Origin of the sequence: Klebsiella sp. GW_Kp181, assembly GCF_040062315.1 — a bacterium.
Lineage (GTDB): Bacteria > Pseudomonadota > Gammaproteobacteria > Enterobacterales > Enterobacteriaceae > Klebsiella > Klebsiella oxytoca.
In genome coordinates this window covers 76,173-103,104 of sequence record NZ_JBEAFR010000078.1, presented here as the reverse complement: position 1 = coordinate 103,104, position 26,932 = coordinate 76,173, and the positions used below count along the sequence as shown (strand labels likewise).

The window sequence follows — 26,932 nt, the reverse complement described above, 5'->3', positions numbered from 1 at the left end:
ACGAACTCTCCGCCGCCAGTCAGAAAAAAGAACTGAGCTCTCTGGGCCAGGAAAACGCCCGCCTGCTCAGCGAATCTGAGGCTACACGTAAACAGCTTGCCGAGGCCGCTAATAAGCTGGCCAGCCTGGAAAAAAGTTCGCAGCAGTCAGCTATTTTAAAAACCAATTTATTAAAAACCCCCGAAGGCAAAAACTCATATTCCTTGGGTGTTTTTTATTATGATAAAATTAACGCTGAATTTGAAAAAATCACTAAAAACAACATTAAACTCGCGCCTTCATTGATGATTGACGGTATGAATGATGCTTTCAATAAATCACTCAAAATAAATAAATCAGAGATAATGGAAAATGTGGTCAAAATTGATCGAATCGTGCAAAGCATTAATAGCGACTATGCTAAAAAGATCCTTAAATTAATTAACAAGAAGAAATATGAAGTACTTGCAAATGGTTCATTTTTAGTTACCGATAAATCGACATCGAAAAAATACAGTGAGAATGAGATAGTAACATTCGATATGCTGGAGAAAAACCTGAACGGCAAGCCTATACTTAACACCATGAATACTAATGTTAATTTTAATCAAATCCGTGATCCGTTGCTTAGAAAAGTCGTTTCAGAGGGTGGTAAAGGTGGTGCAATGACGCTGTATGGCAAGGCAGATATCTTATATAAAAACGTACCTGATGGCGTGTCACCGGAAAGTCTGGTATCGATAACCTTTATGTTAAAGTAGAAAATATATACAGGAAATCATCAGTAAAAGCATCCTGCTTATTGGTATGTATATTTCCTGTTTTTTTATATCACAAGCGGCTGCGGTGGCATATCCATGTCCTCTGCCAGCCGTTTTTATCAACCTCCATTCTCTGCCATAATTAATTATCACATCAGATGAACTAATAACACTTAGCGATCATTTCTACTATCGACCACATCAGTGCTTTATACAAAAAAATATCGGCATATTACCACTTGTAATAACATAATTATCGTTTAAAGGATAAAGGTAAAAAAAGGTACTTACACCTTCTTTAATTAATACATCAGCAAGAAAATCACTCAGCACTTTCGAATGATTTAAGCTTTCCGGTAAAATTAACACTTTTTGTGAGGTAAAGTTATAGGAAAAGTTATTTCTTTCAATTTCAAGATAATTTCTCAGTTTAAAAAAATACACATTTGCATTGCCATCAGTAATACGTCCATCCATCATTATAGTACCGTGCCTGCCATTAATAACAAGGCTGCTTTTAGAAACCAGAAGCTTACCAGATTTCCTCGCCGAATATGTAGCATCACATCGAAAATGAGTGCTTTTGTAGTTGACATAAAAAAACACCATCACCGGAATAATAATTGATATCAAAACAGTAACTAAGATTATAATTCTGCTATTTTTAAAATACATTTTCATCTCTCAAATCCATGACTTCACATTTTTTTGGTCTCAAATCAATAGCTCTGTCGCACGAAATAACTGAGATATCAGGCGAATAGGGAAGTATAGTTACATAAACGAAATATTGATGCTGACATTTCAAAAATGACAGGTTCAAAATAGACAATCGGTCTTTGCCATTTTTCGGGGATAGAAAAAACTTACACGTACTCCCGGGCATAAAAACTGGGCCGCTGTAGTTTTCAAAGAATTTGTAGCCTCTGGTTTGTGTACCATATATTTCAAAAGTTAATGTGCCTGACATCATCATGATGATTAGTATAAAAGCCATTGTTGTAAAGTGAGTTAGCTTTCTGTTTTGATAAATCACGGGTTCGACAGTTTGTTCTGGTGCATCTGTCCCATTCTCATTTTTTTCACTGTCATCCTCGTTATAATCCTGCATTTTAGCCAACACGGTTACCGTTGGGTTTAGTCGAAAACCTTTCCTGGTTTCGGTTAGAATATAATCAGTCTCATTTTCACATATCTCTCTGAATGCCCGACGAATGACAGATATGCTCTGATACAAAGTATTAGGAGACGGGATAAATCCACTTCCTTGCCAGGCATACTCATAGAAATCATTTTGTAGCACCAGATCTTTTCTGGAAATCAATAACTCCAGGCAGCGAGCTGAGGGGCCTGTCAATTGCACTTTTTTACTACTATCAGACACGCACGACAAAAGATTCTGTTCTGGCCAAAATATAACTGAATCATTTAGTACATAAATATTCTGCATACAAAATATCAACACCTCAAATCCAAATCAACAACAATAAAGTTACATATTAAGTAACAACCATTAGGAAACATACAAAAAACCTTCAATTAGATTATATAAGACAAAACCAATACCTTCACAATTTTTATCAACCACTTGATTTTAATCATTTTTAATCAAGCATAAGTTAGTTTCACTTTCATAACACATTTTTTTTATTTATGAATAAGTTCCTCAAATGAAAAATCTTAAATTTATCAAACGGCTCCCTATAATTGATTCATACCGAAAACGTAATATAAAAATATCTTACGCAGAGTGTTAACTACTTAGTATCTAAATATGGATGATATTAATGATGAGGAACGCACGAAAAAGACAAAAAAACCAATAAAGAAGAAAAAAACAGATTTTAAAACCAAACATTAATCAGTAAGCAGCCATTAATCATCACATATATGTCTGATTGATTAATCATTTTTAACATATAGAATGCCACAACACGGATAAGGCAAAGGTAAAAGGAGATCATTTTCAATGACGCAAAACCCAAGAAAATTAGATCATCACCTTTATGGATATTGCATTGGGGATAATCTAGAGTTCAGGATATCACCTGCCTTATTAGTAAATACATTGACAGGCATCAGCATTCGTCTGCGGCCAACAATGGCGCGACTGCTTTCTTATATCTTAAATCATTCAAACGAAAGAATGATTGAAGATGAAAAAATAATGCGGGATGTTTTTGAGAATTATGGCCTCAAGTGTAACAAGCAGCGGCTGTGGCAGGCCATTAACTCGCTAAAAAAAACTTTGGCAAAGTGTGGTTTCAGCCGCTTTATTATCTACAGAGTAAATAACAATGGTTTTTTAATTTCCAACGTGAGAATTGGAATGTTGTTATGTTACGCCCTCAACAACTCTCACTTTGAGATGTTTGAGACTGCTAAGCCAGAAAAACATGACCAGAACATATAGATATATGTAAGTTAAACAGCGGCGAATTATCTTTTAAAGTTGTGTTTACACAACCTTGATAAAGCTATTTTTTCTAAATTCCTCTCCGAGAGAGACACAGTACTCATGATGCTGTGGCGATGTATTTCGTCGAAATCATGTAAAACCAAAAGTAATCAATTAAGGATAATTTTATGAAAAAGTCAGTTGTTAGTACCTCAATCTTTGCTGTTTTCGCTCTCGCAGCATTTTCCGCCCAGGCTGCTTCCACGGGGACCATTACTTTTAACGGTGAACTGACCGACACAACCTGCGAAGTGGATATCAATGGCCAGGGCTCCGACGCAACCGTCATCCTGCCGACCGTCGGCGTAAACCAGCTGACTGCCAGCGGCGACACCACCGGACGGACCTCTTTCAATATGAATATCTCTGACTGCGTTATCGGTACCGAAGGCGGCCACTCCAAAGTAGCCGCTTTCTTCCAGCCGGGTAACACCGTTGACCTCAGCACCGGTCGTTTGAAAAACGTTGGCGGTAGCGCCACTAACGTTGATCTGCGTCTGCTCGACGCCTCCAACAGCTATGCGCCGATTAACATCGGTAACACCGATCAGGTTGATGGCATGGCTTATGTCGATATCAATACCGACGGTACCGCTCTGCTGCCATACGCTGTCGAATATTTCGCGAATGCCCAGACCACGCCAGGTACCGTCACCAGCAGCGTCATTTATAACCTGCAGTACAAGTAATCAGGAATATCAGGGGGAGACTCTCCCCCTGTCACAAGGAGCCCCCAATGAGACCTTCATCTCTCATCCGAACACTCTCAACGGTAGCCTGCCTCGCTGCGGCGGTGACGTCATGGTCATCCCTGGCCAGCGTTATCGTTAACGGGACGCGCGTGATCTACAACGGAAATGAAAAGGAAGTGTCTGTCAGACTGACGAATACCGGCACGCTTCCGGTTCTGGTACAAAGCTGGATTGATGAGGGTGATATGAATGCCAGGCCGGATCGCATCCGTACGCCCTTTACTCTGACGCCGCCGATCAACCGTATTAATGCCGATAAAAGTCAGACTCTCAGAATCAGCTATACCGGCTCACCGGCCCTGCCGCAAAACAAGGAGTCCGTTTACTGGCTGAATCTTCTTGAGGTGCCGGCATCCAAAAAAGACGACAGTTTAAATAAACTGCAGGTGGCTTTTCGTACCCGAATAAAACTGTTTTACCGCCCGGCCGGCCTCACTGACAGAGCAAAAGTCACCGAAGCGGCTGAAAAAATTAAGTGGACTGTATCCGGGGGAAAACTGATTGCATCCAACTCCTCGCCCTATTTTATTTCGCTGGTGTCCGTTTCGCTGAAAAACGCCGGCAAAAATGGCTCGGTTGAAGGCGAAATGGTTCCTCCAATGGGCAGCTATACCTTTAATTTACCGAAATCCGTAAACGCCGGCGCAGGTTCATTACTGATTTATGAATATGTGAATGACTGGGGCGCACTCAGAAAAGTCGAATACACCTTATAAGCCCTTTTTATATTTTTTACCGCTTCAGCCATGAGGAAATAAAGTCATGCGTCTTCAGTTTGGATATTCATTGATTGCCATCGCTGTCATGGCTGCAATTATGACCCCGCGGCAGGTCGTTGCAACATCGCTTTCATCGTCTCCCGCGAATGAAGACAATCTTACTTTTGACCCCATTTTCCTGAATACCTCGGGTGAAGAAAAAATCGATTTATCGCGCTTTGAAAATGGCGGCTCCGCCACGCCCGGAACATGGTCAACGGATATTTTCGTTAACGGTGAATCAGTCACTCAGAGCCCGGTTTTATTTGCCGAGCAGGCGGATAAAAAAGTGCGCCCGTGTATCACTGCCGGCCTGATTAAAAATCTCAATCTGAATTTCGATAAGGTCCCGGCCTCTTTTACCACCGCTCTGCGGGAGAATCGTGCGTGCTATAACCTTGAAGAATTATTACCCGGGGTCAGCATCATCTATGACTCCTCCACGCAGCGGCTGGATGTCGAAATCCCACAGGCCCTGTTGCGTAACACGGCTCGCGGTTATGTCAGCCCGGCATTATGGGATACCGGTATTCCTGCGGCCCTACTGGGCTATAACGCCAGCACTTACACCACCCGCTCACACGGAAGGGATTACACATCCTCCTATATTGGCCTCAACGGCGGACTGAATATTGGTGGCTGGTATTTCCGCCATGATGGTAACTACAGCTGGCAGCAAAGCAACGGCGGCCAGTATCAGTCCATCAATAATTACGTACAAAAAGATATCTCATCCATCCTCGGCCGGGTGCTGCTTGGCGAAACCTCCACCGGGGGGCAGCTCTTTGATACCCTCCCTTTCCGGGGCGTTGAGCTGGTCAGCGACGACAGGATGCTGCCGCAGTCCCGCCGCGGCTATGCGCCTGATATCCGCGGTATCGCGCGTACCAATGCCAGGGTAACCGTACGGCAGAACGATCGCATCATTTATGAAACCACAGTACCGCCCGGAGCTTTCGTGATTGAGGATTTGTATCCCACCGGTTACGGCGGCAATCTTGACGTGAAGGTCACGGAAGCCGACGGCAGCGTGCAGAGCTTCCAGGTGCCTTACGCGTCGGTGACCCAGCTTCTGCGCCCGGGCGCGCACCGCTATGATGTGGTGGCAGGACGACTGAACGATCCCAGCCTTTCCTTTAACCCAACGCTGTATCAGGCGACCTATCAGCGCGGCCTGTCGAATATCCTGACCGGATACACCGGGATCCAGGGCAGCGGCGCCGCCTACTATGCGGTGCAGCTAGGTATGGCTATTAGCACGGCTATCGGCGCTTTTTCTGTCGATGTCACCCAGGCGCGCGTACACCTGAAAACTACAGACGATACTGCGAATAGCGGCCAGAGCTACCAGGTAAGCTACAGCAAGTATTTACCGGATACGGACAGTAACCTGACTATCGCAGCGTACCGATTCTCCACGTCCGGATATTACGACTTCCAGACCGCAATGCGCGCCATTGATGAAGAAAAACGCGGCGGTCTGGCCTCCGGAATATGGCGTCCCAAAAATCGCCTGAATATTACGATGAACCAGGGGCTTGGCCCGGGATGGGGACAGCTGTATGTCACCGGGTACACCCAGGATTACTGGAACAACGGTAAGTCTGACATTCAGTATCAAATGGGCTACAGCAATAACTTCGGCCGGGTTAACTATAACCTCAGCGCAGGACGCGTCAGAAACTACAGCGGAAAAATGGAAAACAACTTTCTGCTGAACATTTCCACCCCGCTGGGTGGATACGATAAGAAGCATGTGCCGATGCTCACCGCCAGTCTGAACAAAAGCGGCAACGGTCGCATGGGTGAACAGCTGGGCCTTTCCGGCACCTACGGGGAGGATAACCAGTATAACTACGGGATGACGGCGGCGAACTATAACCAGGGCACCGGCAGCAGCATGACCGCGAGCGGCGGATGGCGCACGCCTTACAGCCATCTGACGGCCAGCTATGGCGCCGGCAAGCATTACCAGAACACCAGCCTGGCCGCCAGCGGGACGGTGATTGCCTGGCAGAACGGCGTGGTGGCCACGCCTTATACGGGAGACACCTTTGCCGTGGTCGAGGCGAAGGATGCGAAAGGCGCCAAAGTCGGCGGCTATCCGGGGCTGAAAATTGACCGCTTTGGACACGCGGCTATTCCGTACCTGACACCGTATGAAATGAACGAGGTCAGTATTGACCCGAAAGGGCTGTCACAGGAAGTCGAGCTGAGCAATACCACCGAGAAGGTCGCACCTCACTGGGGCGCAGTCAGCAAGGTTGTTTTCAATACCCGTAAAGGGATCCCGCTGCTTATCAGTGCGAAAAATTTGCAAGGCGAGCCCTTACCTTTCGGCGCGGAAGTATTTGATGCATCCGGAGCCAGCGTCGGCAACGTTGGGCAGATGGGACAAATATATGCGCTGACCGAAGCCGCCGCCGGCCAGCTGACCGTGAAGTGGGGCAGCAAGGATAATGAACAGTGCCGGATAACCTATCGGGTCAACGATGAGAAACCGTCAGGGTTCAGAAAGTTGACCGAAACGTGCAAATAAAAAAGAAATGAAAAACCAGCACCACGCTGCCAGACCTGATTGTCACGGCGTTGGGTTCCTTGTTCATTCGCGCATGGCGGTACGGCCGTTTAATTTCCGACAGGGATGACATTATGATTATCAATCACCTTACACAGACCACCGAAGTCAACGTTCTGACCCAGAATGTATACCTGAAAAAGGCCCTCGAGTCGTTAATAGTGGAATGTACGGCGGGCGATAAGAAGGTGCGCTCAGGGTATCACCCTGCTTTTATTAACAAGCCTGAACATTTCAGAGTGGCACTTATCGATACCGAATACATTTATCACCAAAGAGGTGCCTGGTATAAAATTTACAAAGAAATTATCAGGGCAGATTATTACGTTTTCATTTCCTTAACCGATATGAAGTTTGGCCGGGTCCCCTTCCTGCCGCTGTGCGGCTCGGTCAGTAAAATAAAGAAAGCGCTGCTGCATATTATCAACAGCGTCGGGCAGAAAAAGCACTCGTTAACAAGGAGTAACCCGCTGTCCTCTCTGAGCTTTTCCGAAAAGGAGCTGTTCTTTTTTTTAATTTCGGGATACGGCATGGATGAAATTTTTCTCGCACTGGGTAAAAGCAAAAAAACGGTATATCAGTCGAGAACCAATTTAATGAAGAAGATGAGATTAACGAATAAAAAAGATTTGCATATGATGCTGAAGTTTTGTGAATTCGTTGAGTATTACACTTTCAGGGAAAGCACTCAAGCCACCGGCGATAACGCCTCTCTGGTTAACAATGGACGTTTACCGTTTCTCCCGAATCCGGTTGAACATGATATGCACTGATGGTAATTTGTGAGGGTTTAAATGAAAGTGTTATTAACTGTCGTTCGTTTTTTTAAAACACAATTCCGGCCGGTAAAATACCTGAGCCTCGGTCTGGCCTGCATATTCACATCTCAGGCCCAGGCTCTTCATTGTGAATTCACAGAGTTATATACCGATAACATTTCAATCCCCGTTGTTGGTCTCGGAATATCCACCGTCGGTGAAGACGTTCCGGTAGGTAAAATTTTATATCGCCAGGACTATCGAACTGCCAGCAGAACTACATCATTCGCATGTACCGTTGAGCTTGAAGATATTGCATCCGGGCCATACACAATGAACGCATATACAAAAACTGAGGTTATATCCGCACCATCGGGTCCGGCAGTGAGGTCAGGTGGTAAAGATATATTCCCAACCAACGTTTCCGGTATTGGAGCTATTTTTTATCTTTCCGGGATAGAGGTAGATTATACTTCTTTCCCTCACATTTGGGAGAGAAGTCAAAGTATAGGCTATGGCACTCTTACCCAAGGTATGGGCCAATTTTGGAAAGTAACCATAGAACTTATCAAGACTGGTCCTATTGCAGGAGGTACTCAGCAGGTTGATGGTTCATCCTTTCCAACATTTCAGATTACCTCTGGCTCAAACTCCCCTTTCATTATAAACAATGTTTTTGTCAATTTGAATTTCGTGGGTTCAACAATGATCCACACCAAAACATGCCAGCTGGTAACGTCCAATATTGATGTGAATCTTGACAATCATGCGGTCGGTGATTTTACCAGCCCGGGAACGGTTACCGAGTGGAAGGATTTTGATATCGTCCTGCAGGGCTGCCCACCATTCTATGGTTATGGCAATTACACCTATAATGAAAACACGGACAAACTTACCGGTTCCAATGCCGAAAACGTTGTCTCTATTACCTTTAAAAGCGCTAACGGCGTCATCGAGGGCAACCCTTCACTGGCCAAACTGGATTCTGGAGCCAATGCAGCCACCGGTGTCGGCATTGAATTATCACAAAGAAATATATCCGGCAGCATACCGCTGGATGGTTCCGGCGGCTTTAACCTGACCAATCTTACACAACAAGATAACGCCACCTATACCATCCCGCTAAAAGCTCGCTATGTTCAGTCTGATACCAACGTCACGGCAGGGCCAGCTAATGGTTCCGTCATTTTTACTATTACCTATTTGTGACGGTAGCTTCAGGAAAGTAAAGTCATATTCGTCTCTTTTTTAATATGGTGGGTAAAATTTCTTTTTTAAATTTTACCCATTAAAACTGAGGCACGATAAAGCGTAACAATGAAGGATAATCTTACGATTTAGCATTAGTCTGCACGCTATAGTTTATAAGGGAGAAATATATTATGCCTCGAAAAATAATTTACAGTCATATCATGATAATCATCTTCGCTTTTTGCGGGATAAGTTCTGCTTTAGCCGATATTGTCATCACCGGAACCCGCTTCGTCTATCCGGAAAAAGAGCGTGAAGTAACGGTAAAAATTGATAATGTTGGAGATAAGCCGGCTCTCGCACAGGTCTGGATTGACGCCGGGGACCCTAATGCCACGCCGGAGACGGCCAAAGCGCCCTTTACGATTACTCCTCCTATTAACCGCATCAACGGCGGTAAAGGCCAGACGCTGCGCATGATATATACGGGAGAAAAGCTGCCCGGTGATAAAGAATCCTTATTCTGGCTAAACGTGCTGGAAATTCCGGCGACGAAAAAAGACAATAAAAACCAGCTAAAAATGGCGGTTCGTTCAAGAATTAAAATTTTTTACCGCCCGCAGGGATTAGCCGGCAGCGCCAATCAGGCAGGAAAGTCAATCATCTGGAAAAAGGTCAATGGTGGAATTGAAGGTTCAAATCCTACCCCGTACTTTGTCTCCCTGGCGAATATCACCGAGGATAAAGAAGGGAAAACAGTGGTTGCCAACGGAGGGATGATTGCACCGGGAGGAAAGAGCGTTTTCCCCATGAAGAAGCACCTCGCGACGATTTATCCATCTTATATTAGTGATGAGGGAGCGATTAATTCCTTTGCGCAGCAGATCATCCCCTAATATTGAAATCCGTTATCGTTCACAAACCATCGGCGAAAACGTACGCTTATCACCTTGTAGCGCTAGCCCATACTTTTCACACTCCATAAAAAATGCCATTAATGAGGTAAGAAATCATTAATGGCATTATTTTTATTCAATTACCGCAAAGAATAAATTTTATTCCCACTCAATGGTAGCCGGCGGCTTACCGCTGATGTCATACACCACGCGGGAGATACCGTTGACTTCATTGATGATGCGGTTGGACACGCGGCCGAGGAAATCGTACGGCAGGTGCGCCCAGTGAGCGGTCATAAAGTCGATGGTTTCAACTGCGCGCAGGGAGACCACCCAGTCGTACTTACGGCCATCGCCCATTACGCCGACGGAACGCACCGGCAGGAATACGGTGAACGCCTGGCTCACTTTGTTGTACAGGTCAGCTTTGTGCAGCTCTTCAATGAAGATCGCGTCCGCGCGACGCAGCAGGTCGCAGTACTCTTTCTTCACTTCGCCCAGCACGCGCACGCCCAGACCCGGGCCCGGGAACGGGTGACGGTACAGCATGTCGTACGGCAGGCCCAGCTCGAGGCCAATCTTACGCACTTCATCTTTGAACAGCTCGCGCAGCGGTTCAACGAGGCCCATCTTCATCTCTTTCGGCAGGCCGCCCACGTTGTGGTGAGATTTGATGACGTGCGCTTTGCCGGTTGCGGATGCCGCGGACTCGATCACGTCAGGGTAGATAGTCCCCTGCGCCAGCCATTTCACGTCTTCCAGCTTCAGCGCTTCTTCGTCAAACACTTCAACAAACACGCGGCCGATGATTTTACGCTTCGCTTCCGGATCGTTTTCGCCCGCCAGCGCAGCCAGGAAACGCGCCTCGCCTTCGACGTGAACGATGTTCAGACCGAAACGATCGCCGAACATATCCATAACCTGCTGAGCTTCATTAAGACGCAGCAGACCGTTATCCACGAAGACGCAGGTCAGGTTTTTGCCGATAGCGCGATGCAGCAGCATTGCGGTAACAGACGAGTCCACGCCGCCGGAGAGGCCGAGAATGACTTTATCGTCGCCCACTTGCTGACGAATACGTTCGATGGCGTCGTCGATAATTTTGGCCGGGGTCCACAGCGCTTCACACTGGCAAATCTCGCGTACAAAACGCTCCAGCATACGCAGGCCCTGACGGGTGTGGGTCACTTCCGGGTGGAACTGCACGCCGTAGAAGCGCTTCTCTTCGTTGGCCATAATGGCGAATGGGCAGGTCTCGGTGCTGGCAACGGTAACGAAGTCAGACGGGATGGCGGTGACTTTGTCGCCATGGCTCATCCAGACGTCCAGCATAGCGTTGCCGTCCGCGCTCAGCGCATCTTCAATGCCGTGGATCAGCGCGCTATCGGTCTGAACTTCAACCTGCGCGTAGCCAAATTCACGCTCATTAGAGGCTTCAACGTGGCCGCCCAGCTGCATCGCCATGGTCTGCATACCGTAGCAGATGCCAAAGACCGGCACGCCAGCTTCGAAGACATACTGCGGCGCGCGCGGGCTGTTATCTTCGGTAGTGCTTTCCGGGCCGCCGGAAAGAATGATGCCGTTAGGATTGAACTCACGAATTTGAGCTTCAGTCACGTCCCATGCCCACAGTTCGCAGTAGACACCCAATTCACGAACGCGACGCGCAACCAGCTGGGTGTACTGAGAACCGAAGTCCAGGATAAGAATACGATGTTTATGAATGTTATCCGTCATTGACGATAATTCCGAGGCAAGTGATACAGGTTAAATAAATCGCCCGGCGCGTGGCCGGGCGATGAAAATCAGGAGCCCATGCGGTAGTTCGGGGATTCCTTGGTAATGGTCACGTCGTGAACGTGACTCTCCTGGATACCCGCGCCGCTGATGCGCACGAATTCCGCTTTGGTCCGCAGGGTGTCGATGGTACCACAACCGGTCAGGCCCATACAGGAGCGCAGTCCGCCCATCTGCTGGTGAATAATCTCTTTCAGACGGCCTTTATAGGCGACGCGACCTTCGATACCTTCCGGTACCAGTTTGTCGGCGGCGTTATCGGTCTGGAAGTAGCGATCGGAGGAGCCTTTAGACATCGCGCCAAGGGAACCCATACCGCGGTAAGATTTGTAAGAACGCCCCTGGTAGAGTTCGATTTCGCCCGGAGACTCTTCGGTACCCGCCAGCATCGAACCGACCATGACGGCGGCTGCGCCTGCGGCAATCGCTTTCGCGATATCGCCGGAGAAACGAATACCGCCGTCAGCGATAACCGGAATACCGGTGCCTTCCAGCGCTTCAACCGCGTCAGAAACGGCGGTGATCTGCGGAACGCCCACGCCGGTCACGATACGCGTCGTACAGATGGAGCCAGGACCGATACCCACTTTCACCGCGCTGCAGCCGGCTTCCGCCAGCGCACGTGCGCCCGCGCCGGTCGCCACGTTGCCGCCGATGATTTGCAGGTCAGGATATTTTGCGCGGGTATCGCGAATACGCTGCAATACGCCCTCAGAGTGACCGTGAGAAGAGTCGATCAGCAGAATATCGACGCCCGCGGCAACCAGCGCATCAACGCGCTCTTCGTTACCCGCGCCCGCGCCAACCGCTGCGCCAACGCGCAGGCGACCCTGCTCATCTTTACAGGCGTTCGGTTTACGTTCCGCTTTCTGGAAATCTTTAACGGTGATCATGCCGAGAAGATGGAAGCTGTCATCCACAACCAGGGCTTTCTCAACGCGTTTTTCATGCATTTTGGCAAAGACCACTTCGCGGCTTTCACCTTCGCGAACGGTAACCAGACGCTCTTTCGGCGTCATATATACGCTAACCGGCTGGTTCAGGTCGGTGACGAAACGCACATCGCGGCCGGTAATGATGCCGACCAGCTCATTGTCTTCGGTCACAACCGGATAGCCAGCAAAACCGTTACGTTCAGTCAGCTCTTTAACTTCGCGCAGAGTCGTAGTCGGCAGAACGGTCTGCGGGTCGGTAACCACGCCGGACTCATGCTTCTTCACGCGCTTAACTTCTTCCGCCTGACGCTCGATAGACATGTTTTTATGAATAAAACCGATGCCGCCTTCCTGTGCCAGGGCAATCGCCAGACGCGCTTCCGTCACGGTATCCATTGCTGCGGAGAGCATAGGAATATTCAGGCGAATGGTTTTCGTCAGCTGGGTGCTGAGATCGGCGGTGTTTGGCAGAACGGTTGAATGAGCGGGAACGAGGAGGACGTCGTCAAACGTCAGAGCTTCTTTAGCGATACGTAGCATGGGCAATATCTCGACCAGGGTGGATAAATATTGCCGTGGCATTATACAGAGCGTAACCGATTGCATCTACCCTTTTTTGCAAATAATACTTGCGATCCCCTCTCAGCAGGTTACTATCGACTGAATAACCTGCTGATTTAGAATTTGATCTTGCTCACATGTTGCCATCTCAATCCCCCTCAATTTACACGGTTAGCCGCCTCAATCAGTCGGTCCGGCTGCTGCTGGAACGTGAAATGGGCCAGGTATGGATCAGCGGCGAGATTTCCAATTTCAGCCAGCCCTCTTCCGGTCACTGGTACTTTACCTTAAAAGACGATAACGCCCAGGTGCGCTGCGCAATGTTTCGCAACAGCAACCGCCGGGTGACCTTCCGTCCGCAGCACGGGCAGCAGGTGCTGGTTCGCGCCAACATTACCCTTTACGAGCCGCGCGGCGATTATCAGATTATCGTGGAGAGCATGCAGCCTGCGGGCGAAGGACTGCTTCAGCAGAAGTATGAACAGCTGAAGGCCGCCCTGGCGGCGGAAGGCTTGTTCGATCAGCAGCATAAAAAAGCGCTTCCCTCCCCTGCGCACTGCGTAGGCGTCATTACCTCTAAAACCGGCGCCGCGCTGCATGATATTTTACAGGTGCTCAAGCGTCGCGACCCTTCCCTGCCGGTGATTATTTATCCGACCGCCGTTCAGGGCGAAGACGCACCGGGGCAGATTGTTCGCGCAATTGAACTGGCCAACGCGCGCCGCGAATGCGACGTACTTATCGTCGGACGCGGCGGCGGTTCGCTGGAAGATTTATGGAGTTTTAACGACGAGCGGGTGGCGCGGGCGATATTTACCAGTCCGATTGCCATCGTCAGCGCCGTGGGCCATGAAACTGACGTCACTATTGCCGATTTCGTCGCCGACCTGCGCGCGCCAACGCCTTCCGCGGCGGCAGAAATGGTCAGCCGTAACCAGCTGGAGCTGCTGCGCCAGCTCCAGTCAGGACAGCAGCGTCTTGAGATGGCGATGGACTACTTCCTTGCCAACCGCCATCGTCGCTTTACCCAGATATTTCACCGCCTGCAGCAGCAGCATCCTCAGCTGCGCCTTGCTCGCCAGCAAACGGAGCTGGAAAGGTTGCGTCAGCGCATGCGTTTCGCTCTTGAGACGCAGATGAAGCGCGCCGATCAGCGCCAGCAGCGCGCTACGCAGCGTCTGAATCAGCAAAATCCGCAGCCGCGTATTCACCGTGCCCAGAGCCGTATTCAACAGCTGGAATATCGCCTGGCGGAAAATATCCGCAGCCGCCTCGGCGAGCAGCGCGAGCGCTTCGGCAATATGGTCACGCATCTGGAGGCCGTCAGCCCGCTGGCGACGCTCGCCCGCGGCTATAGCGTGACTTCCGCCAGCGACGGCAAAGTGCTGAAGCAGACCAAACAGGTACGCGAGGGAGACCTTCTCACTACCCGCCTGAACGATGGCTGGGTGGAGAGCGAAGTGAAAAACATCACGCCGGCGAAGAAAACGCGCTCCCGTAAAAAAGCCTGATTATTCTGCCTTTTCAACCGGGGATAACTATACTGCTCTCATGCCCTTTTTAAACGGTTCTATCCGGCTAAGGAGCGTGATATGCCTGTTGCTTATCCTCGTTATGTGATTCCACCCTATATTTTACGCCGCATTGTCGACCATGGCTCGCTTCAGCAGCAGCGCTGCGCGCAGAATACCCTCAGCCATGTTCAGTCCCTGATGGCGCATGTTCCCGGACGCCCCGCTGCTCCCCATGTCACCACGCCGGGCCAGCTTGAGCGCGACATTTACGATGCCGGGCAAACCCAGGAACTACCGGGAACGCAGGTCCGTTTTGAGGGGCAGCCCTCCAACGGTGATGTGGCCGTTGATGAAGCCTATGACTATCTCGGCATCACCCATGAGTTTTTCTGGAAGAGCTACCAGCGCGATTCTCTGGATAACCGCGGGCTAAAGCTCACCGGCAGCGTCCACTATGGCCACGAATATCAAAATGCGTTCTGGAACGGCCAGCAAATGGTATTTGGCGACGGTGATGGCGAGATTTTTAATCGCTTTACTATCGCCATTGACGTCGTCGCGCACGAGCTAAGCCATGGCGTGACGGAGAGCGAAGCCGGTCTTATCTACTTCGAACAATCCGGCGCGCTTAACGAATCACTCTCGGACGTCTTTGGCTCGCTGGTCAAACAATATCAGCGCCAGCAAACGGCGGACAAGGCGGACTGGCTAATAGGTGAGGGACTGCTCGCGAAAGGCATTCACGGCAAAGGTCTGCGCTCTATGTCTCAGCCCGGCTCCGCTTACGATGACCCCATCCTTGGCAAAGATCCGCAGCCCGCTCACATGAAAGATTTTGTGCATACCCAGCAGGATAACGGCGGCGTACATATCAATTCCGGCATTCCTAATCACGCCTTTTATCTCGCCGCCCGCGCGATCGGCGGTTTTGCGTGGCAAAAAGCGGGCCACGCCTGGTATGACGCGGTGTGTGATAACTCTCTGGCAAAAGACGCTGATTTTTCAACCTTTGCCAGGCTCACGGTTCGCCATGGCGAAAAACGTTTTGGCAAAGAGATCGCTGATGCCATTACTCAAGCCTGGGGGCGCGTCGGAGTGGTGCTATGAATCTTGCCGATCTTAGCGATGATGCGATTATTGAGCTGGCTCGCGAGGGGGGCGTCGCCTGGATCCCGGCGCTCAGTGGAATGCGTAAGATTGTGGTTGCGAAGCTCAACGAGCAACAGAAGCAGCGGATCGCTTCAATTCTTCAACAATCGCTACCGCTGGGCAAGCCGCCGGGGCAGCCCGACTCGCCGGGCAGCGGCGATCAGCGTTTTTTTCGCATTCAGATCGTCAGCGAGCAGCACTGCCACAGCCTGATTATTCTCATCCCGGAGGAGCGTGCCCCAGAATCACTGGTTGAACTCTGGCGCGACGGTGAAAGCTGCGTCAGCGATAAAAATTAAACCGGCACAAACTCGACGCGTTTTTTTGAAATCAGCCCGTGGCCATTCTGACAAAAATAATCTACCGCGCCGCAGGCTTTTAATACTTCCAGCGGCTTGTGGCAGTCCGGGCAGCGGGCTTCAACAACATACTCTTTCGCGCAATGCGCGCAGTGGGCGCTATTGCCCTGCACAGCAAGCTGCGCATGGCACACGGGGCAATCAAATTCCATGGTGACTCCTGACGACGGGTATGTGGCTTTATTTTATCACGGTTGCACAATCTGTGGCTGCTGCCAGCCACTGAACTCCAGCAGACTATTCGCTCCCGGGCGGATCGCCGCGTTTATTTTACTCACCCTGCATACTGAACCGGGACTCAGCAAAAGCGTCGTACACCTGCTTATCGGTGAACGGCGGGAAGGTGGCCCGTTTAGCGGCATCAATCAGCGCAGCGCAATATTTTTTATTACCTTCACTCGTTGTGATGCTATTCAGTTTCCCCTCATAGCTGAAACTCACATGGATCGTGCATTTTTTCCCCGTCCAGCCGTAGCGATTGGATAATCGGGAATCAATAGACTCTTTTATCGATCTCGCCTGCCTGCCATATTCATCATCATCGCTGAATCGTCCAGAGCTACAGCTCCCAAGCGCTGAGGTTTTATGACAGTCAGCAGGATGAAACGGCGTACAGCTGCTGGTTAATATGACCAAAGCGAACATCACGATTGTTTTTTTCATATCCCTGTTCCCGGCGTTTATTTCGATTGTCCCTTCGTTATTTCACGTGCATTCATCTTAGCGAAAAGGGACGCCACCGCTTCGAATACTGCCGGGCTGATTTGGCGCTGGCACCTCAACGGAACACGGCCCCGGCGTGAAATGAATGGTAATGATGTTATTGCTGGAAGGCTTCCCTTTAACGTATCGCCATTTTCCCATTGCGGCCCTGACTTCATTATCAAACATTCCGGTGGGATCGGAGCTTAATAACTGAACGTTAGTCACCCGCCCATTCTCGTCAACGTCAAATTGCGCTTTAACCTGACCCGGTATCCCTTTTTTTGCGGCTTTCGCGGGATAAGCAGGCTTAACGCGCGGTTCAACAGGTTGTGATTCAGCGGTACAGGCTATGGGAAAAAGAAACAGCATCAGGAGAGTTAAGAAGCTTTTCATTCTGACCTCATTGTCACAAAAATATTTATCCTCCCTGGTTTTTCTCACATTTATAACGCAGCCTCAAGCGAGTTTATTATTCTGCGCATGATCGGTGGCCGATAATAAAAAAGCCCGACGGATGCGGGCTTTATATTTTTAATGCTGACGGATAGCTTATTTGCTTTTCTTGATGTGTTTAATCAAGCGCTTACGCTTACGCATCTGGTTAGGCGTCAGAGTATTACGTTTGTTGGCAAACGGGTTTTCCCCTTCCTTAAACTGAATGCGAATTGGCGTGCCCATCACTTCCAGTGATTTACGGAAGTAGTTCATCAGGTAGCGCTTATACGAATCCGGCAGATCTTTAACCTGATTACCGTGAATAACCACGATCGGCGGGTTATAACCCCCGGCGTGGGCATATTTCAGCTTCACGCGACGACCGCGCACCAGCGGCGGCTGATGGTCTTCGGCAGCCATGGTCATGATGCGGGTCAGCATAGCGGTACCCACGCGACGGGTTGCGCTGTCGTACGCTTCGCGCACGGATTCAAACAGGTTGCCTACGCCGCTACCGTGCAGCGCGGAGATAAAGTGCACGCGGGCAAAGTCGATAAAGCCCAGACGGTAGTCCAGAGTCTCTTTCACCTGCTCTTTAACTTCCTGGCTCAGGCCGTCCCATTTGTTAACGACAATCACCAGCGAGCGACCGCTGTTGAGGATAAAGCCCAGCAGAGAGAGATCCTGATCGGAAATCCCCTCCCGCGCATCAATCACCAGCAGCACCACGTTGGCGTCTTCGATCGCCTGCAGGGTTTTAATCACCGAGAATTTCTCGACGACATCGGTGATCTTACCGCGTTTGCGCACGCCGGCGGTGTCAATCAGCACGTATTCACGCTCGTCGCGCTGCATCGGGATGTAGATGCTGTCGCGGGTCGTTCCGGGCATGTCGTAGACCACTACGCGGTCTTCGCCCAGGATACGGTTGGTGAGCGTTGACTTACCCACGTTCGGGCGACCCACTATCGCCAGCTTAATCGGCAGATCCTGTGGGTTAAAATCTTCTTCCGGCTCTTCAACTGCTTCGCCGTTCTGCTCGGCTTCAAACTGTGCCCAGTATGCCGCGTCTTCGTCCACTTCTTCCGGCGGGTTCACCTCATCAACCCACGGCAGCAGGACGTGCTCCAGCAGACTGGTGACACCGCGACCGTGTGAAGCGGCGATAGGATAAATCTCGCCTAACCCCAGCGACCAAAAATCGGCGATCGCCTGATCGGCATCGATGCCGTCAGTTTTGTTTGCCACCAGGAAGGTCGGCTTTTCGCGGGAGCGCAGATGTTTAGCGATTGCCGAGTCCGCCGGCATCAGGCCCGCCCGCGCATCGACCATAAACAGCACCACGTCCGCTTCTTCAATCGCCAGCAGCGACTGTTCCGCCATCCGCGTTTCTACGCCATCTTCGGTACCGTCGATCCCGCCGGTATCGATACAGATAAATTCGCGGCCTTCCACTTCAGCACGACCGTACTTACGGTCACGAGTCAGCCCCGGAAAATCCGCGACCAACGCATCGCGAGTGCGCGTTAAGCGGTTAAAAAGCGTGGATTTTCCAACGTTAGGGCGCCCGACAAGCGCGACCACAGGTATCATGTTAAATGCCTCATACTAAAATCGATACAACGCCATTTTCACGGCGTTTTTAAAAAAGCCAAAACGGCCCCTGTCTGCCAGGGGCCGTTTCTCAAAAATAGACTACCGCTGTTGTTAACGCGTAATCGCGTACAGCGTACCGTCTTTCGCCTGAACCAGCAGTTTGCCGTCAGCAACAACCGGATCGGTCAGGAAGCCTGAGCTGTCTACCTTCTGCTGAGCCACAAAGTGGCCATCTTCCGGGTTGACCCAGTGCATATAGCCTTCGCTATCGCCAACAACCAGGTTGCCATTATACAGCACAGGCGCCGTCAGCAGACGGTGCAGTAGATCGCTTTGCGTCCACAGCGTCACGCCGCCGTCGGTGGTGAGCGCCAGCAGACGGTCGTTTTGATCAACCAGGTAAATACGGTTGCCGTCGACGATGAAATCGTTCACTGAACCCAGCTCGCGTTTCCACATAATCTGGCCGCTGCGCAGATCCAAAGCCGTCAGGTTGCCGTTATAGGCCAGCGCATAAATCACACCGTTCACGATAACCGGCGTCGTATCGACGTCGTTAAGACGGTCGATTTCCGTCGGACCGGTGGCGGTAGAGATACGTTGCTGCCAAATCATCTGCCCCTGCTGCATCAGCACCGCGCTGACGCGACCGTTATCGCCGCCCACAATCGCTGCGCCGTATGCGGTAGCCGGAGCGGATTCGCCGCGCAGAGAGAGCGCTGGCATATCCAGGTTAACGGTCCATTTCACCGCGCCGTCAGCTTCGTTCAGCGCCTGCAGCTGACCGTTAGTGGTGTGAATCAACACCATACCGTCACTGACGACCGGACGGGAAATCGCTTCACCCGCTACGCTTGCTTCCCATGCGACGGTGCCGTCGCTGGTATTCAGCGCGTAAACTTTCGCTTTTTCGCTACCGATATACACATGGCCACCCGAGACGGTCACGCCGCCGGAGAGCAGCGCAGGCGCGCGGGAGAACCAGCCGTCTTTCTCGGCCAGGTTAACCGACCACACCTCTTTGCCGTCGCCTGAATTCAGGGCTTTAACGGTGCCTTTACGATCGGCGGCATACACAACGCCATCAGCAAAAGCCGGGTGCAGGTTAGAGTAGAATTCGCCAATACCGCCGCCAACGGAGGTGCTCCAGGACGTGGACGGCGTAAACTGGTTTTCCACCGTCGGCAGTGGCGACATTTTCACCACATCTTCTTCGCTGTTAAACAGCGAACAACCGCTCAATAAGGTAACGGAAAGCAGCCCTGGCAAAAGTAATTTACGCAATTGCATCGAGTCCCTCTCAGATGGACAAATTATTTATTTTCATACGCATCATTTCGCTGAGCGCCGGCGAAGCATCGCTTTTCGCGCCCGCTTCCCAGGCCGCTTTCGCCCCTTGCTTATCGCCTTTGCTCAGCAGGATCTCGCCGCGCAGGTCGGCGACAATCGCGGTCCAGCCTTCGCCTTTCACGGCATCCAGGGTTTTCAGCGCGGCATCAGGCTGCTTAAGCTGTAGCTGTACGCGAGCAAGACGCATATTGATAACCGATTTCAGGTTATCATCAGAAGCAGCGGCAAGCCCCTGCTGAAGCTGCTTTTCAGCGTTCTGCAGATCGTTTTTCTCAACAAACTGCTGCGCCAGCTCAAGAGAAGCAAACGCACCATAGGTGTTTTTGCTGTCGGCGGCAAATTTCTGCGCCGCGTTCAGCGCCTCTGGTTTATCCGCTTTAAGCGCGGAAATCGCATTTTCATAAGCCAGAGACGAGCCTCTGGCGGTATCCAACTGATGGGAGGTCCAGTAGCGCCAGCCAACCAGCGCGCCAACGCCCAAAATCACCCCAACGGCCAGCGCTTTGCCATTTTCAGCAAAGAAGCGCTTCAGCGCGTCGACCTGATCGTTTTCGTTATTGTAAAGTTCCACGCAGTCCTTCTCCTGACTAATGTTTCCCGGGAAATTAACCCAGAAGTGTGCGCAAATGCGCGGCAACGCTATCCTGCGTTACGGTAGTTTGCTCACCTGAGCGTAAATCTTTCACTACCACGTTTCCGTCAGCGATTTCTGCTTCGCCCAGCACCAGCGCAACGCGAGCGCCCCATTTATCAGCGCGAGCAAACTGCTTCTTAAAGTTGCCGCCGCCGTGGTTGGTCATCAGCTTAACGCCGGGTAACGCATCGCGTACCTGTTCAGCCAGACGCATTGCTGCGGACTGGGTGTCAGTTCCGGAGGCTACCAGGTATATATCGACAACAGGATCTGCTTTAAATTCCGGATTCACTGCCTGAACCAGTAAAACAAGACGTTCCAGCCCCATCGCAAAGCCGACGCCAGGCGTTGCGCGACCGCCAAGCTGCTCAACCAGACCGTCATAACGCCCACCGGCACAGACGGTTCCCTGTGAGCCGAGGCTGGTGGTAACCCACTCAAACACGGTGCGGTTGTAATAGTCGAGACCGCGCACCAGACGCTGATTCACGGTATAGCGAATACCGGCATCGTCCAGCAGCGCGCAAAGCCCGGCGAAGTGCGCTTTGGACTCTTCGTCAAGATAATCACCCAGCGTCGGCGCATCGTTCAGCAGCGCCTGAACTTCCGGGTTTTTAGAATCCAGCACGCGCAGCGGGTTGGTGTACATGCGGCGTTTGCAATCTTCATCGAGCTTATCCTTATACTGCTCAAGATAAGCCACCAGCGCGTCGCGATAGCTGGCGCGAGCTTCCAGTGAACCGATAGAGTTCAGCTCAAGGGCAACGTGGCTGGAGATCCCCAGTTCACGCCACCAGCGGGCGGTCAGCATGATCAGCTCGGCATCGATATCCGGCCCCTGCAGACCGAACGCTTCCGCACCAATCTGGTGGAACTGACGATAGCGGCCTTTTTGCGGACGCTCGTGGCGGAACATTGGCCCGATATACCACAGGCGCTGTTCTTGATTGTACAGGAGACCATGTTCGATGCCGGCGCGTACGCAACCCGCCGTACCTTCCGGACGCAGGGTCAGGCTATCGCCGTTACGGTCCTCAAAGGTATACATCTCTTTTTCAACCACGTCGGTCACTTCGCCGATAGCGCGTTTGAATAACGGGGTCTGCTCTACAATCGGCATACGGATTTCGCTGTAACCGTAGCTACCAAGCACCTGCTTCAGTGAGCCTTCAATGCGCTGCCAGAGAGCGGTTTCGCCCGGCAGATAATCGTTCATGCCGCGAATGGCTTGAATGTTCTTTGCCACGTTTATTCTCTTTATATATACAAAAATGAACCCCGGCGCCTCGCGCCCGCAGGTTCAATCATACACGGGAAGCGTATCGCTTCCCAACACGTTATTTCGCTTCAACCTGCTGAATATCGATGCGACGCGCCTCATCCAGCATCGATGCTTTAGCGCGAATACGCGCTTCCAGCTGATCGATCATATCGTCGTTATCCAGTCGGTCTTTACGGACGCCGTCTTCGTACAGGCCGCTTTTCTTGTTGCCGCCGGTCACGCCGAGCGTCGACACCAGCGCCTCACCTGGGCCATTCACCACGCAGCCAATGATCGAAATGTCCATTGGCGTAATGATGTCTTCCAGGCGCTGCTCCAGGGCGTTAACGGTACCGATAACGTCAAACTCCTGACGTGAACATGTCGGGCAGGCAATGAAGTTGATCCCGCGAGAGCGAATGCGCAGCGACTTGAGAATATCGAAGCCAACTTTGATCTCTTCAACCGGATCCGCCGCCAGAGAAACGCGCAAGGTATCGCCGATCCCTTCAGACAGCAGCAGTCCGAGGCCGATCGCGGACTTCACCGCGCCGCTGCGCGCGCCGCCCGCTTCGGTAATCCCGAGATGCAGAGGCTGGTCGATCTGTTTCGCCAGCAGACGATAGGATTCGACCGCGAGGAACACATCGGAAGCTTTTACGCTGACTTTAAACTGATCGAAATTGAGACGATCGAGATGATCGACATGGCGCATTGCCGATTCCAGCAGCGCCTGCGGAGTCGGTTCACCGTATTTCTCCTGGAGATCTTTTTCCAGAGAACCGGCGTTTACCCCGATACGGATGGGAATATTTTTATCGCGAGCGCAGTCCACCACCATGCGGATACGCTCTTCGTTACCGATATTGCCCGGGTTAATACGCAGACAATCAACGCCGTATTCCGCTACCTTCAGCGCAATGCGGTAATCGAAGTGGATATCGGCAACCAGCGGTACGCTCACCTGCTGTTTGATAAGCTTAAAGGCTTCTGCCGCGTCCATCGTTGGCACCGAAACACGAACGATATCCGCGCCAACGCGCTCAAGGGCTTTAATTTGATTTACCGTCGCCGCCACATCGGTGGTGCGCGTGTTTGTCATCGACTGTACGGCGATGGGGGCGCCATCGCCAATCGGCACATTCCCAACGTAAATTCGCTTTGATTTTCTACGTTGAATCGGAGCCTGGTTATGCATGAAAAATCTCCCGCGTTACCCGTCTGTTACTGCGCCGGTGATTGTTCGGCATTAAGGGTCAGACGTGCAACCTGGTTAGTTCTGATAAAACGACTCAAATCGACTGGTTTACCCAGATACTGTATCTGTACCGCCGCCGGTGCACCGATTTTCAGTTTATAAGGTGCCTGGCCGCTCAGATTGAGATTACCGCCTTTACGCTGCAACCCGCTGAACAGCTTTTTACCCGTCGCATCGCTCACTTCAAGCCAGCAGTCGGCGGTGAAATTCAGCACCAGATCCTGAGCCGAGGCCGGCGCAGCGGTCACGTTTGCCTGGTCGGTCGGTAGCGGCGAAGTTGGACTGGCGGGCGCTGGGGTAGCCGCCGTGTCAACGTTCGCCTGAGAAGGCGCAACAACAGCGTTGTTATCGACCGGGGCCGCAGTCGCAGCCGGAGCCGAGGTTGCTGGCGCAGAAGAGGTCTCTGCCGGCGCGCTGTTAGCAGCGGTATCGGCGGAAGAATTCGCCGAACCATTGTCCAGAGGAATGCTTTGGCTGTTGTTATCGCCAGCGTTCAGCTCGGCGGAGGACTGATCGGCCATGGTGGAGATCTCGTCCTGCTGCGCTTTGTGGTCCTGCCACCACCACGCGCCGCTGAGGCCAATCACCACGAACAGCACCAGCCAGGTAAAACTCATTAGCCAGCCGTCGCGTTTTTTGCGACGTTTACCCAGCGAGAAGCTCTGCATTGGCGCCACTTTTGCCGCACGAATGGGAGCCTGCTTCGCCATCATCGGCAGCAGTTCTTCTTCAGGGATGTGCACGAGGCGGGCATAAGAGCGGATATAGCCGCGCAGGAAGGTTGAAGCCAGATCGGCGGGTGCCTTATCGTCTTCAATATCACGAACCGTGGAAACCTTCAGGCATAAGCGCTCAGCCACCGCTTGCTGGCTGAGCCCGAGTTGTTCACGGGCGTTACGCAAACGCGCGCCCGTAGTGTTTGCTTCTTGATGGTCTTGAGTGGCTTCAGTATTCATTCGCTACAACTACTGGTACGTGAAATTTAAAATTCAGCGCCGGTGACCCCGCGCCGCGAGACATCTGCTCAACGTCAGACAAACAGTATAAGTCCGTATGACGTACTATCACAGAGACTTATCAATATTGAATGCTAAGCGGTTGTTGTACCGCTACATACTGCCTCAAAGTCGACAAAAACGCACCGTAATTATTAACCAGAACAGCGTATTTCGCCCGGCTATACAACATAAATATGCAGCGCACCGCCCAGGCTGTGCGCTGCATCATTTATCAAACTGCCTTCACGTCGATCGCTTCGCCCTGCATACGTTTACGCAGCGTACGTTTGGTTCGGTCGATAACGTCGCCGGCCAGCTGGCCGCAGGCTGCGTCGATATCGTCACCGCGAGTTTTACGCACGATAGTGGTGAAACCATACTCCATCAATACCTTGGAGAAACGGTCGATGCGACTGTTAGAGCTGCGGCCATACGGCGCTCCCGGGAAGGGGTTCCACGGGATGAGGTTGATCTTGCACGGCGTATCTTTTAACAGCGCCGCCAGCTCGTGGGCATGCTCGGTACCGTCGTTGACGTGATCCAGCATGACGTATTCGATCGTCACGCGGCCCTGGTTGGCATTGGACTTCGAAATATAACCACGTACCGAGTTCAGGAAGGTCTCGATATTATATTTCTTGTTGATCGGCACGATTTCGTCACGAATGGTATCGTTCGGCGCGTGCAGAGAGATAGCCAGCGCGACGTCAATCATATCGCCAAGCTTATCAAGCGCAGGCACCACGCCGGAAGTGGAGAGCGTGACGCGACGTTTTGAGAGCCCAAAGCCGAAGTCGTCGAGCATGATTTCCATAGCCGGAACCACGTTGGTCAGGTTCAGCAGCGGCTCGCCCATGCCCATCATTACCACGTTGGTAATCGGACGCACGCCGGTGGTCTTCACCGCACCGACGATTTTCGCCGCGCGCCAGACCTGGCCGATAATTTCCGAAACCCGCAGATTGCGGTTAAAGCCCTGCTGCGCCGTGGAGCAGAATTTACACTCCAGCGCACAGCCCACCTGAGAAGAAACGCATAGGGTGGCGCGATCGTCTTCCGGGATATACACGGTTTCGACGCGCTGATCGCCAACGGCAATCGCCCATTTGATGGTGCCGTCGCTGGAGCGCTGTTCTTCCACGACTTCCGGGGCGCGGATTTCCGCGACTTCCTTTAATTTGCCGCGCAGAACTTTGTTGATGTCGGTCATCTCGTCAAAGTTATCGCAGCAGTAGTGATACATCCATTTCATCACCTGATCGGCGCGGAAAGGCTTTTCGCCCATGTTTTTGAAAAACTCGCGCATCTGCTGACGATTCAGATCCAGCAGGTTGATTTTGGCATCTTTGTTCGGCACCGTCAGTGCGGCGCTATCAGGTGTGACTATTTGTTCAGACATAATTGATTCCGGCCTCGTTATTACACGTTATGGCCCCTGGAGGGTTAAAAAGAAACGCCCCGGGAGCGACTGCTCAGCCGGGGCGCTGTATTCTACAAATTCTGGCCCATCAATACTACGTCTGCACGCAGCAATGATGAAAAAACCTGTAACTGCCAGGCAGCTCCTCGTGACCGGGTTGAACGCGCGCAGCCAACACCGCGACGGTCGAAAAGGCGACGAGGATGGTATCTCCAAAGTATTTTACGTCACGGCGAGGCGGCGAGTTCGCAAATCCCCGGGAGCATAGATAACGATGTGACCGGGGTGCGCGAATGAAGCCAACAAAGCGGTGGCGTGAAAGACGCGGGAGATTAGCGGGTGCGCGGGCAAACCTCGCCTTCAGCAAAGAAAAACGCGATTTCGCGCGCAGCGGATTCAACGGAATCGGAACCGTGGGTGCCGTTCTCGGTGAAGCTGTCAGCGTAGTCTGCGCGCAGCGTACCCGCCAGCGCGTTCGCCGGGTTGGTTGCGCCCAGCAGGTCACGATGACGCTGAACCGCATTTTCGCCTTCCAGCACGGAAACAACGATCGGACCGGAAGTCATGAACTCAACCAGACCGTCAAAGAACGGGCGACCTTCGTGCTCAGCATAGAAGCCGCGAGCCTGCTCAACGGTCAGATGCAGCATTTTAGTGCCAACGATTTTGAACCCTGCAGCTTCAAAGCGAGAAAAGATGCCGCCAATAACGTTTTTTGCCACCGCGTTTGGTTTGATGATGGAAAAAGTACGTTCAATAGCCATGATAACCTCTTTATATATGTTGTTCTGTTTTGCAGATGAGCAGATGAGACCGATAAATACGGCGC

General features: G+C 51.4%; 25 protein-coding genes and 1 pseudogene. 11 read left to right on the top strand and 15 right to left on the bottom strand.

The window, feature by feature from the left end; translation table 11 throughout:
- Positions 1-740, top strand: a pseudogene (locus ABLV11_RS21555) (cell envelope biogenesis protein TolA); the annotation flags it as partial.
- 201 nt (positions 741-941) lie between these two features.
- Here the strand turns inward: ABLV11_RS21555 and ABLV11_RS21550 are convergent.
- Positions 942-1,220: a hypothetical protein gene (locus tag ABLV11_RS21550; protein WP_032704728.1), complete on the bottom strand. Its 279-nt coding sequence runs from the start codon at positions 1,218-1,220 to the stop codon at positions 942-944.
- 184 nt (positions 1,221-1,404) lie between these two features.
- Positions 1,405-2,190, bottom strand: a complete 786-nt coding sequence (locus ABLV11_RS21545) for a winged helix-turn-helix domain-containing protein (RefSeq protein WP_023321420.1) — start codon at positions 2,188-2,190, stop codon at positions 1,405-1,407.
- Between the two features lie 519 nt (positions 2,191-2,709).
- On the opposite strand from ABLV11_RS21545, the gene ABLV11_RS21540 reads away from it, so the two are divergent.
- The 7 genes from ABLV11_RS21540 (at position 2,710) to ABLV11_RS21510 (ending at position 10,131) form a co-directional block, all read left to right on the top strand.
- Positions 2,710-3,153: a hypothetical protein gene (locus ABLV11_RS21540; RefSeq protein ID WP_004104457.1), complete on the top strand. Its 444-nt coding sequence runs from the start codon at positions 2,710-2,712 to the stop codon at positions 3,151-3,153.
- 173 nt (positions 3,154-3,326) lie between these two features.
- Positions 3,327-3,887 carry a fimbrial protein gene (locus ABLV11_RS21535; protein WP_004104458.1) on the top strand — a complete coding sequence of 187 codons (561 nt, stop codon included), beginning with the start codon at positions 3,327-3,329 and terminating at the stop codon, positions 3,885-3,887.
- Between the two features lie 47 nt (positions 3,888-3,934).
- On the top strand, positions 3,935-4,666 hold the full coding sequence (locus tag ABLV11_RS21530; protein WP_004104459.1) for a fimbria/pilus periplasmic chaperone: 732 nt from the start codon (positions 3,935-3,937) through the stop codon (positions 4,664-4,666).
- Between the two features lie 46 nt (positions 4,667-4,712).
- Positions 4,713-7,247, top strand: coding sequence for a fimbria/pilus outer membrane usher protein (locus ABLV11_RS21525; protein ID WP_126489418.1), 2,535 nt, complete (start codon positions 4,713-4,715; stop codon positions 7,245-7,247).
- Between the two features lie 113 nt (positions 7,248-7,360).
- Positions 7,361-8,059 carry a LuxR C-terminal-related transcriptional regulator gene (locus ABLV11_RS21520; RefSeq protein ID WP_126489419.1) on the top strand — a complete coding sequence of 233 codons (699 nt, stop codon included), beginning with the start codon at positions 7,361-7,363 and terminating at the stop codon, positions 8,057-8,059.
- 21 nt (positions 8,060-8,080) lie between these two features.
- Positions 8,081-9,253 (top strand): fimbrial protein, encoded by a 1,173-nt coding sequence (locus ABLV11_RS21515; RefSeq protein ID WP_126489420.1) that lies wholly within the window; start codon positions 8,081-8,083, stop codon positions 9,251-9,253.
- A 173-nt stretch (positions 9,254-9,426) separates the two neighbouring features.
- On the top strand, positions 9,427-10,131 hold the full coding sequence (locus ABLV11_RS21510) for a fimbria/pilus periplasmic chaperone (protein ID WP_004104466.1): 705 nt from the start codon (positions 9,427-9,429) through the stop codon (positions 10,129-10,131).
- Between the two features lie 159 nt (positions 10,132-10,290).
- Here ABLV11_RS21510 and guaA read toward each other — a convergent pair whose 3' ends face one another.
- Both guaA and guaB read right to left on the bottom strand, forming a co-directional pair.
- Positions 10,291-11,868 (bottom strand): glutamine-hydrolyzing GMP synthase, encoded by a 1,578-nt coding sequence (gene guaA, locus ABLV11_RS21505; protein ID WP_004104468.1) that lies wholly within the window; start codon positions 11,866-11,868, stop codon positions 10,291-10,293.
- A 68-nt stretch (positions 11,869-11,936) separates the two neighbouring features.
- Positions 11,937-13,403, bottom strand: a complete 1,467-nt coding sequence (gene guaB, locus ABLV11_RS21500) for an IMP dehydrogenase (protein ID WP_014230355.1) — start codon at positions 13,401-13,403, stop codon at positions 11,937-11,939.
- Positions 13,404-13,561: 158 nt separating this feature from the next.
- On the opposite strand from guaB, the gene xseA reads away from it, so the two are divergent.
- From xseA to ABLV11_RS21485, 3 genes are all read left to right on the top strand, one after another.
- Complete coding sequence (gene xseA / locus ABLV11_RS21495; RefSeq protein ID WP_004104470.1) at positions 13,562-14,935, top strand: exodeoxyribonuclease VII large subunit; 1,374 nt, start codon at positions 13,562-13,564, stop codon at positions 14,933-14,935.
- An 81-nt stretch (positions 14,936-15,016) separates the two neighbouring features.
- Positions 15,017-16,045: a M4 family metallopeptidase gene (locus tag ABLV11_RS21490; protein WP_004104471.1), complete on the top strand. Its 1,029-nt coding sequence runs from the start codon at positions 15,017-15,019 to the stop codon at positions 16,043-16,045.
- Positions 16,042-16,386 carry a protealysin inhibitor emfourin gene (locus ABLV11_RS21485; protein WP_064372896.1) on the top strand — a complete coding sequence of 115 codons (345 nt, stop codon included), beginning with the start codon at positions 16,042-16,044 and terminating at the stop codon, positions 16,384-16,386. The genes ABLV11_RS21490 and ABLV11_RS21485 overlap by 4 nt, the downstream gene beginning before the upstream one ends.
- Here ABLV11_RS21485 and ABLV11_RS21480 read toward each other — a convergent pair.
- From ABLV11_RS21480 to ndk, 11 genes are all read right to left on the bottom strand, one after another.
- A complete protein-coding gene (locus tag ABLV11_RS21480) occupies positions 16,383-16,598 on the bottom strand; it encodes a zinc ribbon domain-containing protein (protein ID WP_004104473.1) in 216 nt (71 codons plus the stop codon). The genes ABLV11_RS21485 and ABLV11_RS21480 overlap by 4 nt on opposite strands.
- Positions 16,599-16,716: 118 nt before the next feature.
- Positions 16,717-17,109 (bottom strand): cell envelope integrity TolA C-terminal domain-containing protein, encoded by a 393-nt coding sequence (locus ABLV11_RS21475; protein ID WP_126489421.1) that lies wholly within the window; start codon positions 17,107-17,109, stop codon positions 16,717-16,719.
- A gap of 57 nt (positions 17,110-17,166) precedes the next feature.
- Complete coding sequence (locus ABLV11_RS21470) at positions 17,167-17,544, bottom strand: TonB family protein (RefSeq protein WP_126489422.1); 378 nt, start codon at positions 17,542-17,544, stop codon at positions 17,167-17,169.
- Between the two features lie 156 nt (positions 17,545-17,700).
- Positions 17,701-19,179: a ribosome biogenesis GTPase Der gene (gene der, locus ABLV11_RS21465; RefSeq protein WP_004104476.1), complete on the bottom strand. Its 1,479-nt coding sequence runs from the start codon at positions 19,177-19,179 to the stop codon at positions 17,701-17,703.
- 114 nt (positions 19,180-19,293) lie between these two features.
- Positions 19,294-20,472 carry an outer membrane protein assembly factor BamB gene (bamB, locus tag ABLV11_RS21460; protein WP_126489423.1) on the bottom strand — a complete coding sequence of 393 codons (1,179 nt, stop codon included), beginning with the start codon at positions 20,470-20,472 and terminating at the stop codon, positions 19,294-19,296.
- A gap of 10 nt (positions 20,473-20,482) precedes the next feature.
- Positions 20,483-21,103 carry a YfgM family protein gene (locus tag ABLV11_RS21455; RefSeq protein WP_004104480.1) on the bottom strand — a complete coding sequence of 207 codons (621 nt, stop codon included), beginning with the start codon at positions 21,101-21,103 and terminating at the stop codon, positions 20,483-20,485.
- A gap of 34 nt (positions 21,104-21,137) precedes the next feature.
- A complete protein-coding gene (gene hisS / locus ABLV11_RS21450; protein WP_004104483.1) occupies positions 21,138-22,412 on the bottom strand; it encodes a histidine--tRNA ligase in 1,275 nt (424 codons plus the stop codon).
- A 91-nt stretch (positions 22,413-22,503) separates the two neighbouring features.
- On the bottom strand, positions 22,504-23,625 hold the full coding sequence (gene ispG / locus ABLV11_RS21445; RefSeq protein WP_004104485.1) for a flavodoxin-dependent (E)-4-hydroxy-3-methylbut-2-enyl-diphosphate synthase: 1,122 nt from the start codon (positions 23,623-23,625) through the stop codon (positions 22,504-22,506).
- A gap of 26 nt (positions 23,626-23,651) precedes the next feature.
- Positions 23,652-24,641 (bottom strand): cytoskeleton protein RodZ, encoded by a 990-nt coding sequence (gene rodZ, locus ABLV11_RS21440; protein WP_004114411.1) that lies wholly within the window; start codon positions 24,639-24,641, stop codon positions 23,652-23,654.
- Between the two features lie 274 nt (positions 24,642-24,915).
- On the bottom strand, positions 24,916-26,082 hold the full coding sequence (locus ABLV11_RS21435; RefSeq protein ID WP_004104488.1) for a bifunctional tRNA (adenosine(37)-C2)-methyltransferase TrmG/ribosomal RNA large subunit methyltransferase RlmN: 1,167 nt from the start codon (positions 26,080-26,082) through the stop codon (positions 24,916-24,918).
- A gap of 353 nt (positions 26,083-26,435) precedes the next feature.
- Entirely contained in the window at positions 26,436-26,867 is a 432-nt protein-coding gene (gene ndk, locus ABLV11_RS21430) for a nucleoside-diphosphate kinase (protein WP_004114414.1), read from the bottom strand.
- Positions 26,868-26,932: the final 65 nt, after the last annotated feature.

Coding starts and splice junctions, on each gene's coding strand:
- ABLV11_RS21515 (WP_126489420.1), top strand. CDS start 8,081: ATGAAAGTGTTATTAACTGTCGTTCGTTTTTTTAAAACACAATTCCGG.
- ABLV11_RS21475 (WP_126489421.1), bottom strand. CDS start 17,109: ATGAAAAAAACAATCGTGATGTTCGCTTTGGTCATATTAACCAGCAGC.
- ABLV11_RS21530 (WP_004104459.1), top strand. CDS start 3,935: ATGAGACCTTCATCTCTCATCCGAACACTCTCAACGGTAGCCTGCCTC.
- ABLV11_RS21485 (WP_064372896.1), top strand. CDS start 16,042: ATGAATCTTGCCGATCTTAGCGATGATGCGATTATTGAGCTGGCTCGC.
- ABLV11_RS21535 (WP_004104458.1), top strand. CDS start 3,327: ATGAAAAAGTCAGTTGTTAGTACCTCAATCTTTGCTGTTTTCGCTCTC.
- ABLV11_RS21525 (WP_126489418.1), top strand. CDS start 4,713: ATGCGTCTTCAGTTTGGATATTCATTGATTGCCATCGCTGTCATGGCT.
- ndk (WP_004114414.1), bottom strand. CDS start 26,867: ATGGCTATTGAACGTACTTTTTCCATCATCAAACCAAACGCGGTGGCA.
- ABLV11_RS21520 (WP_126489419.1), top strand. CDS start 7,361: ATGATTATCAATCACCTTACACAGACCACCGAAGTCAACGTTCTGACC.
- ABLV11_RS21545 (WP_023321420.1), bottom strand. CDS start 2,190: ATGCAGAATATTTATGTACTAAATGATTCAGTTATATTTTGGCCAGAA.
- guaA (WP_004104468.1), bottom strand. CDS start 11,868: ATGACGGATAACATTCATAAACATCGTATTCTTATCCTGGACTTCGGT.
- ABLV11_RS21470 (WP_126489422.1), bottom strand. CDS start 17,544: ATGAAAAGCTTCTTAACTCTCCTGATGCTGTTTCTTTTTCCCATAGCC.
- ABLV11_RS21480 (WP_004104473.1), bottom strand. CDS start 16,598: ATGGAATTTGATTGCCCCGTGTGCCATGCGCAGCTTGCTGTGCAGGGC.
- ABLV11_RS21540 (WP_004104457.1), top strand. CDS start 2,710: ATGACGCAAAACCCAAGAAAATTAGATCATCACCTTTATGGATATTGC.
- guaB (WP_014230355.1), bottom strand. CDS start 13,403: ATGCTACGTATCGCTAAAGAAGCTCTGACGTTTGACGACGTCCTCCTC.
- der (WP_004104476.1), bottom strand. CDS start 19,179: ATGATACCTGTGGTCGCGCTTGTCGGGCGCCCTAACGTTGGAAAATCC.
- xseA (WP_004104470.1), top strand. CDS start 13,562: ATGTTGCCATCTCAATCCCCCTCAATTTACACGGTTAGCCGCCTCAAT.
- ABLV11_RS21435 (WP_004104488.1), bottom strand. CDS start 26,082: ATGTCTGAACAAATAGTCACACCTGATAGCGCCGCACTGACGGTGCCG.
- ABLV11_RS21490 (WP_004104471.1), top strand. CDS start 15,017: ATGCCTGTTGCTTATCCTCGTTATGTGATTCCACCCTATATTTTACGC.
- rodZ (WP_004114411.1), bottom strand. CDS start 24,641: ATGAATACTGAAGCCACTCAAGACCATCAAGAAGCAAACACTACGGGC.
- ABLV11_RS21550 (WP_032704728.1), bottom strand. CDS start 1,220: ATGATGGATGGACGTATTACTGATGGCAATGCAAATGTGTATTTTTTT.
- bamB (WP_126489423.1), bottom strand. CDS start 20,472: ATGCAATTGCGTAAATTACTTTTGCCAGGGCTGCTTTCCGTTACCTTA.
- ABLV11_RS21510 (WP_004104466.1), top strand. CDS start 9,427: ATGCCTCGAAAAATAATTTACAGTCATATCATGATAATCATCTTCGCT.
- ispG (WP_004104485.1), bottom strand. CDS start 23,625: ATGCATAACCAGGCTCCGATTCAACGTAGAAAATCAAAGCGAATTTAC.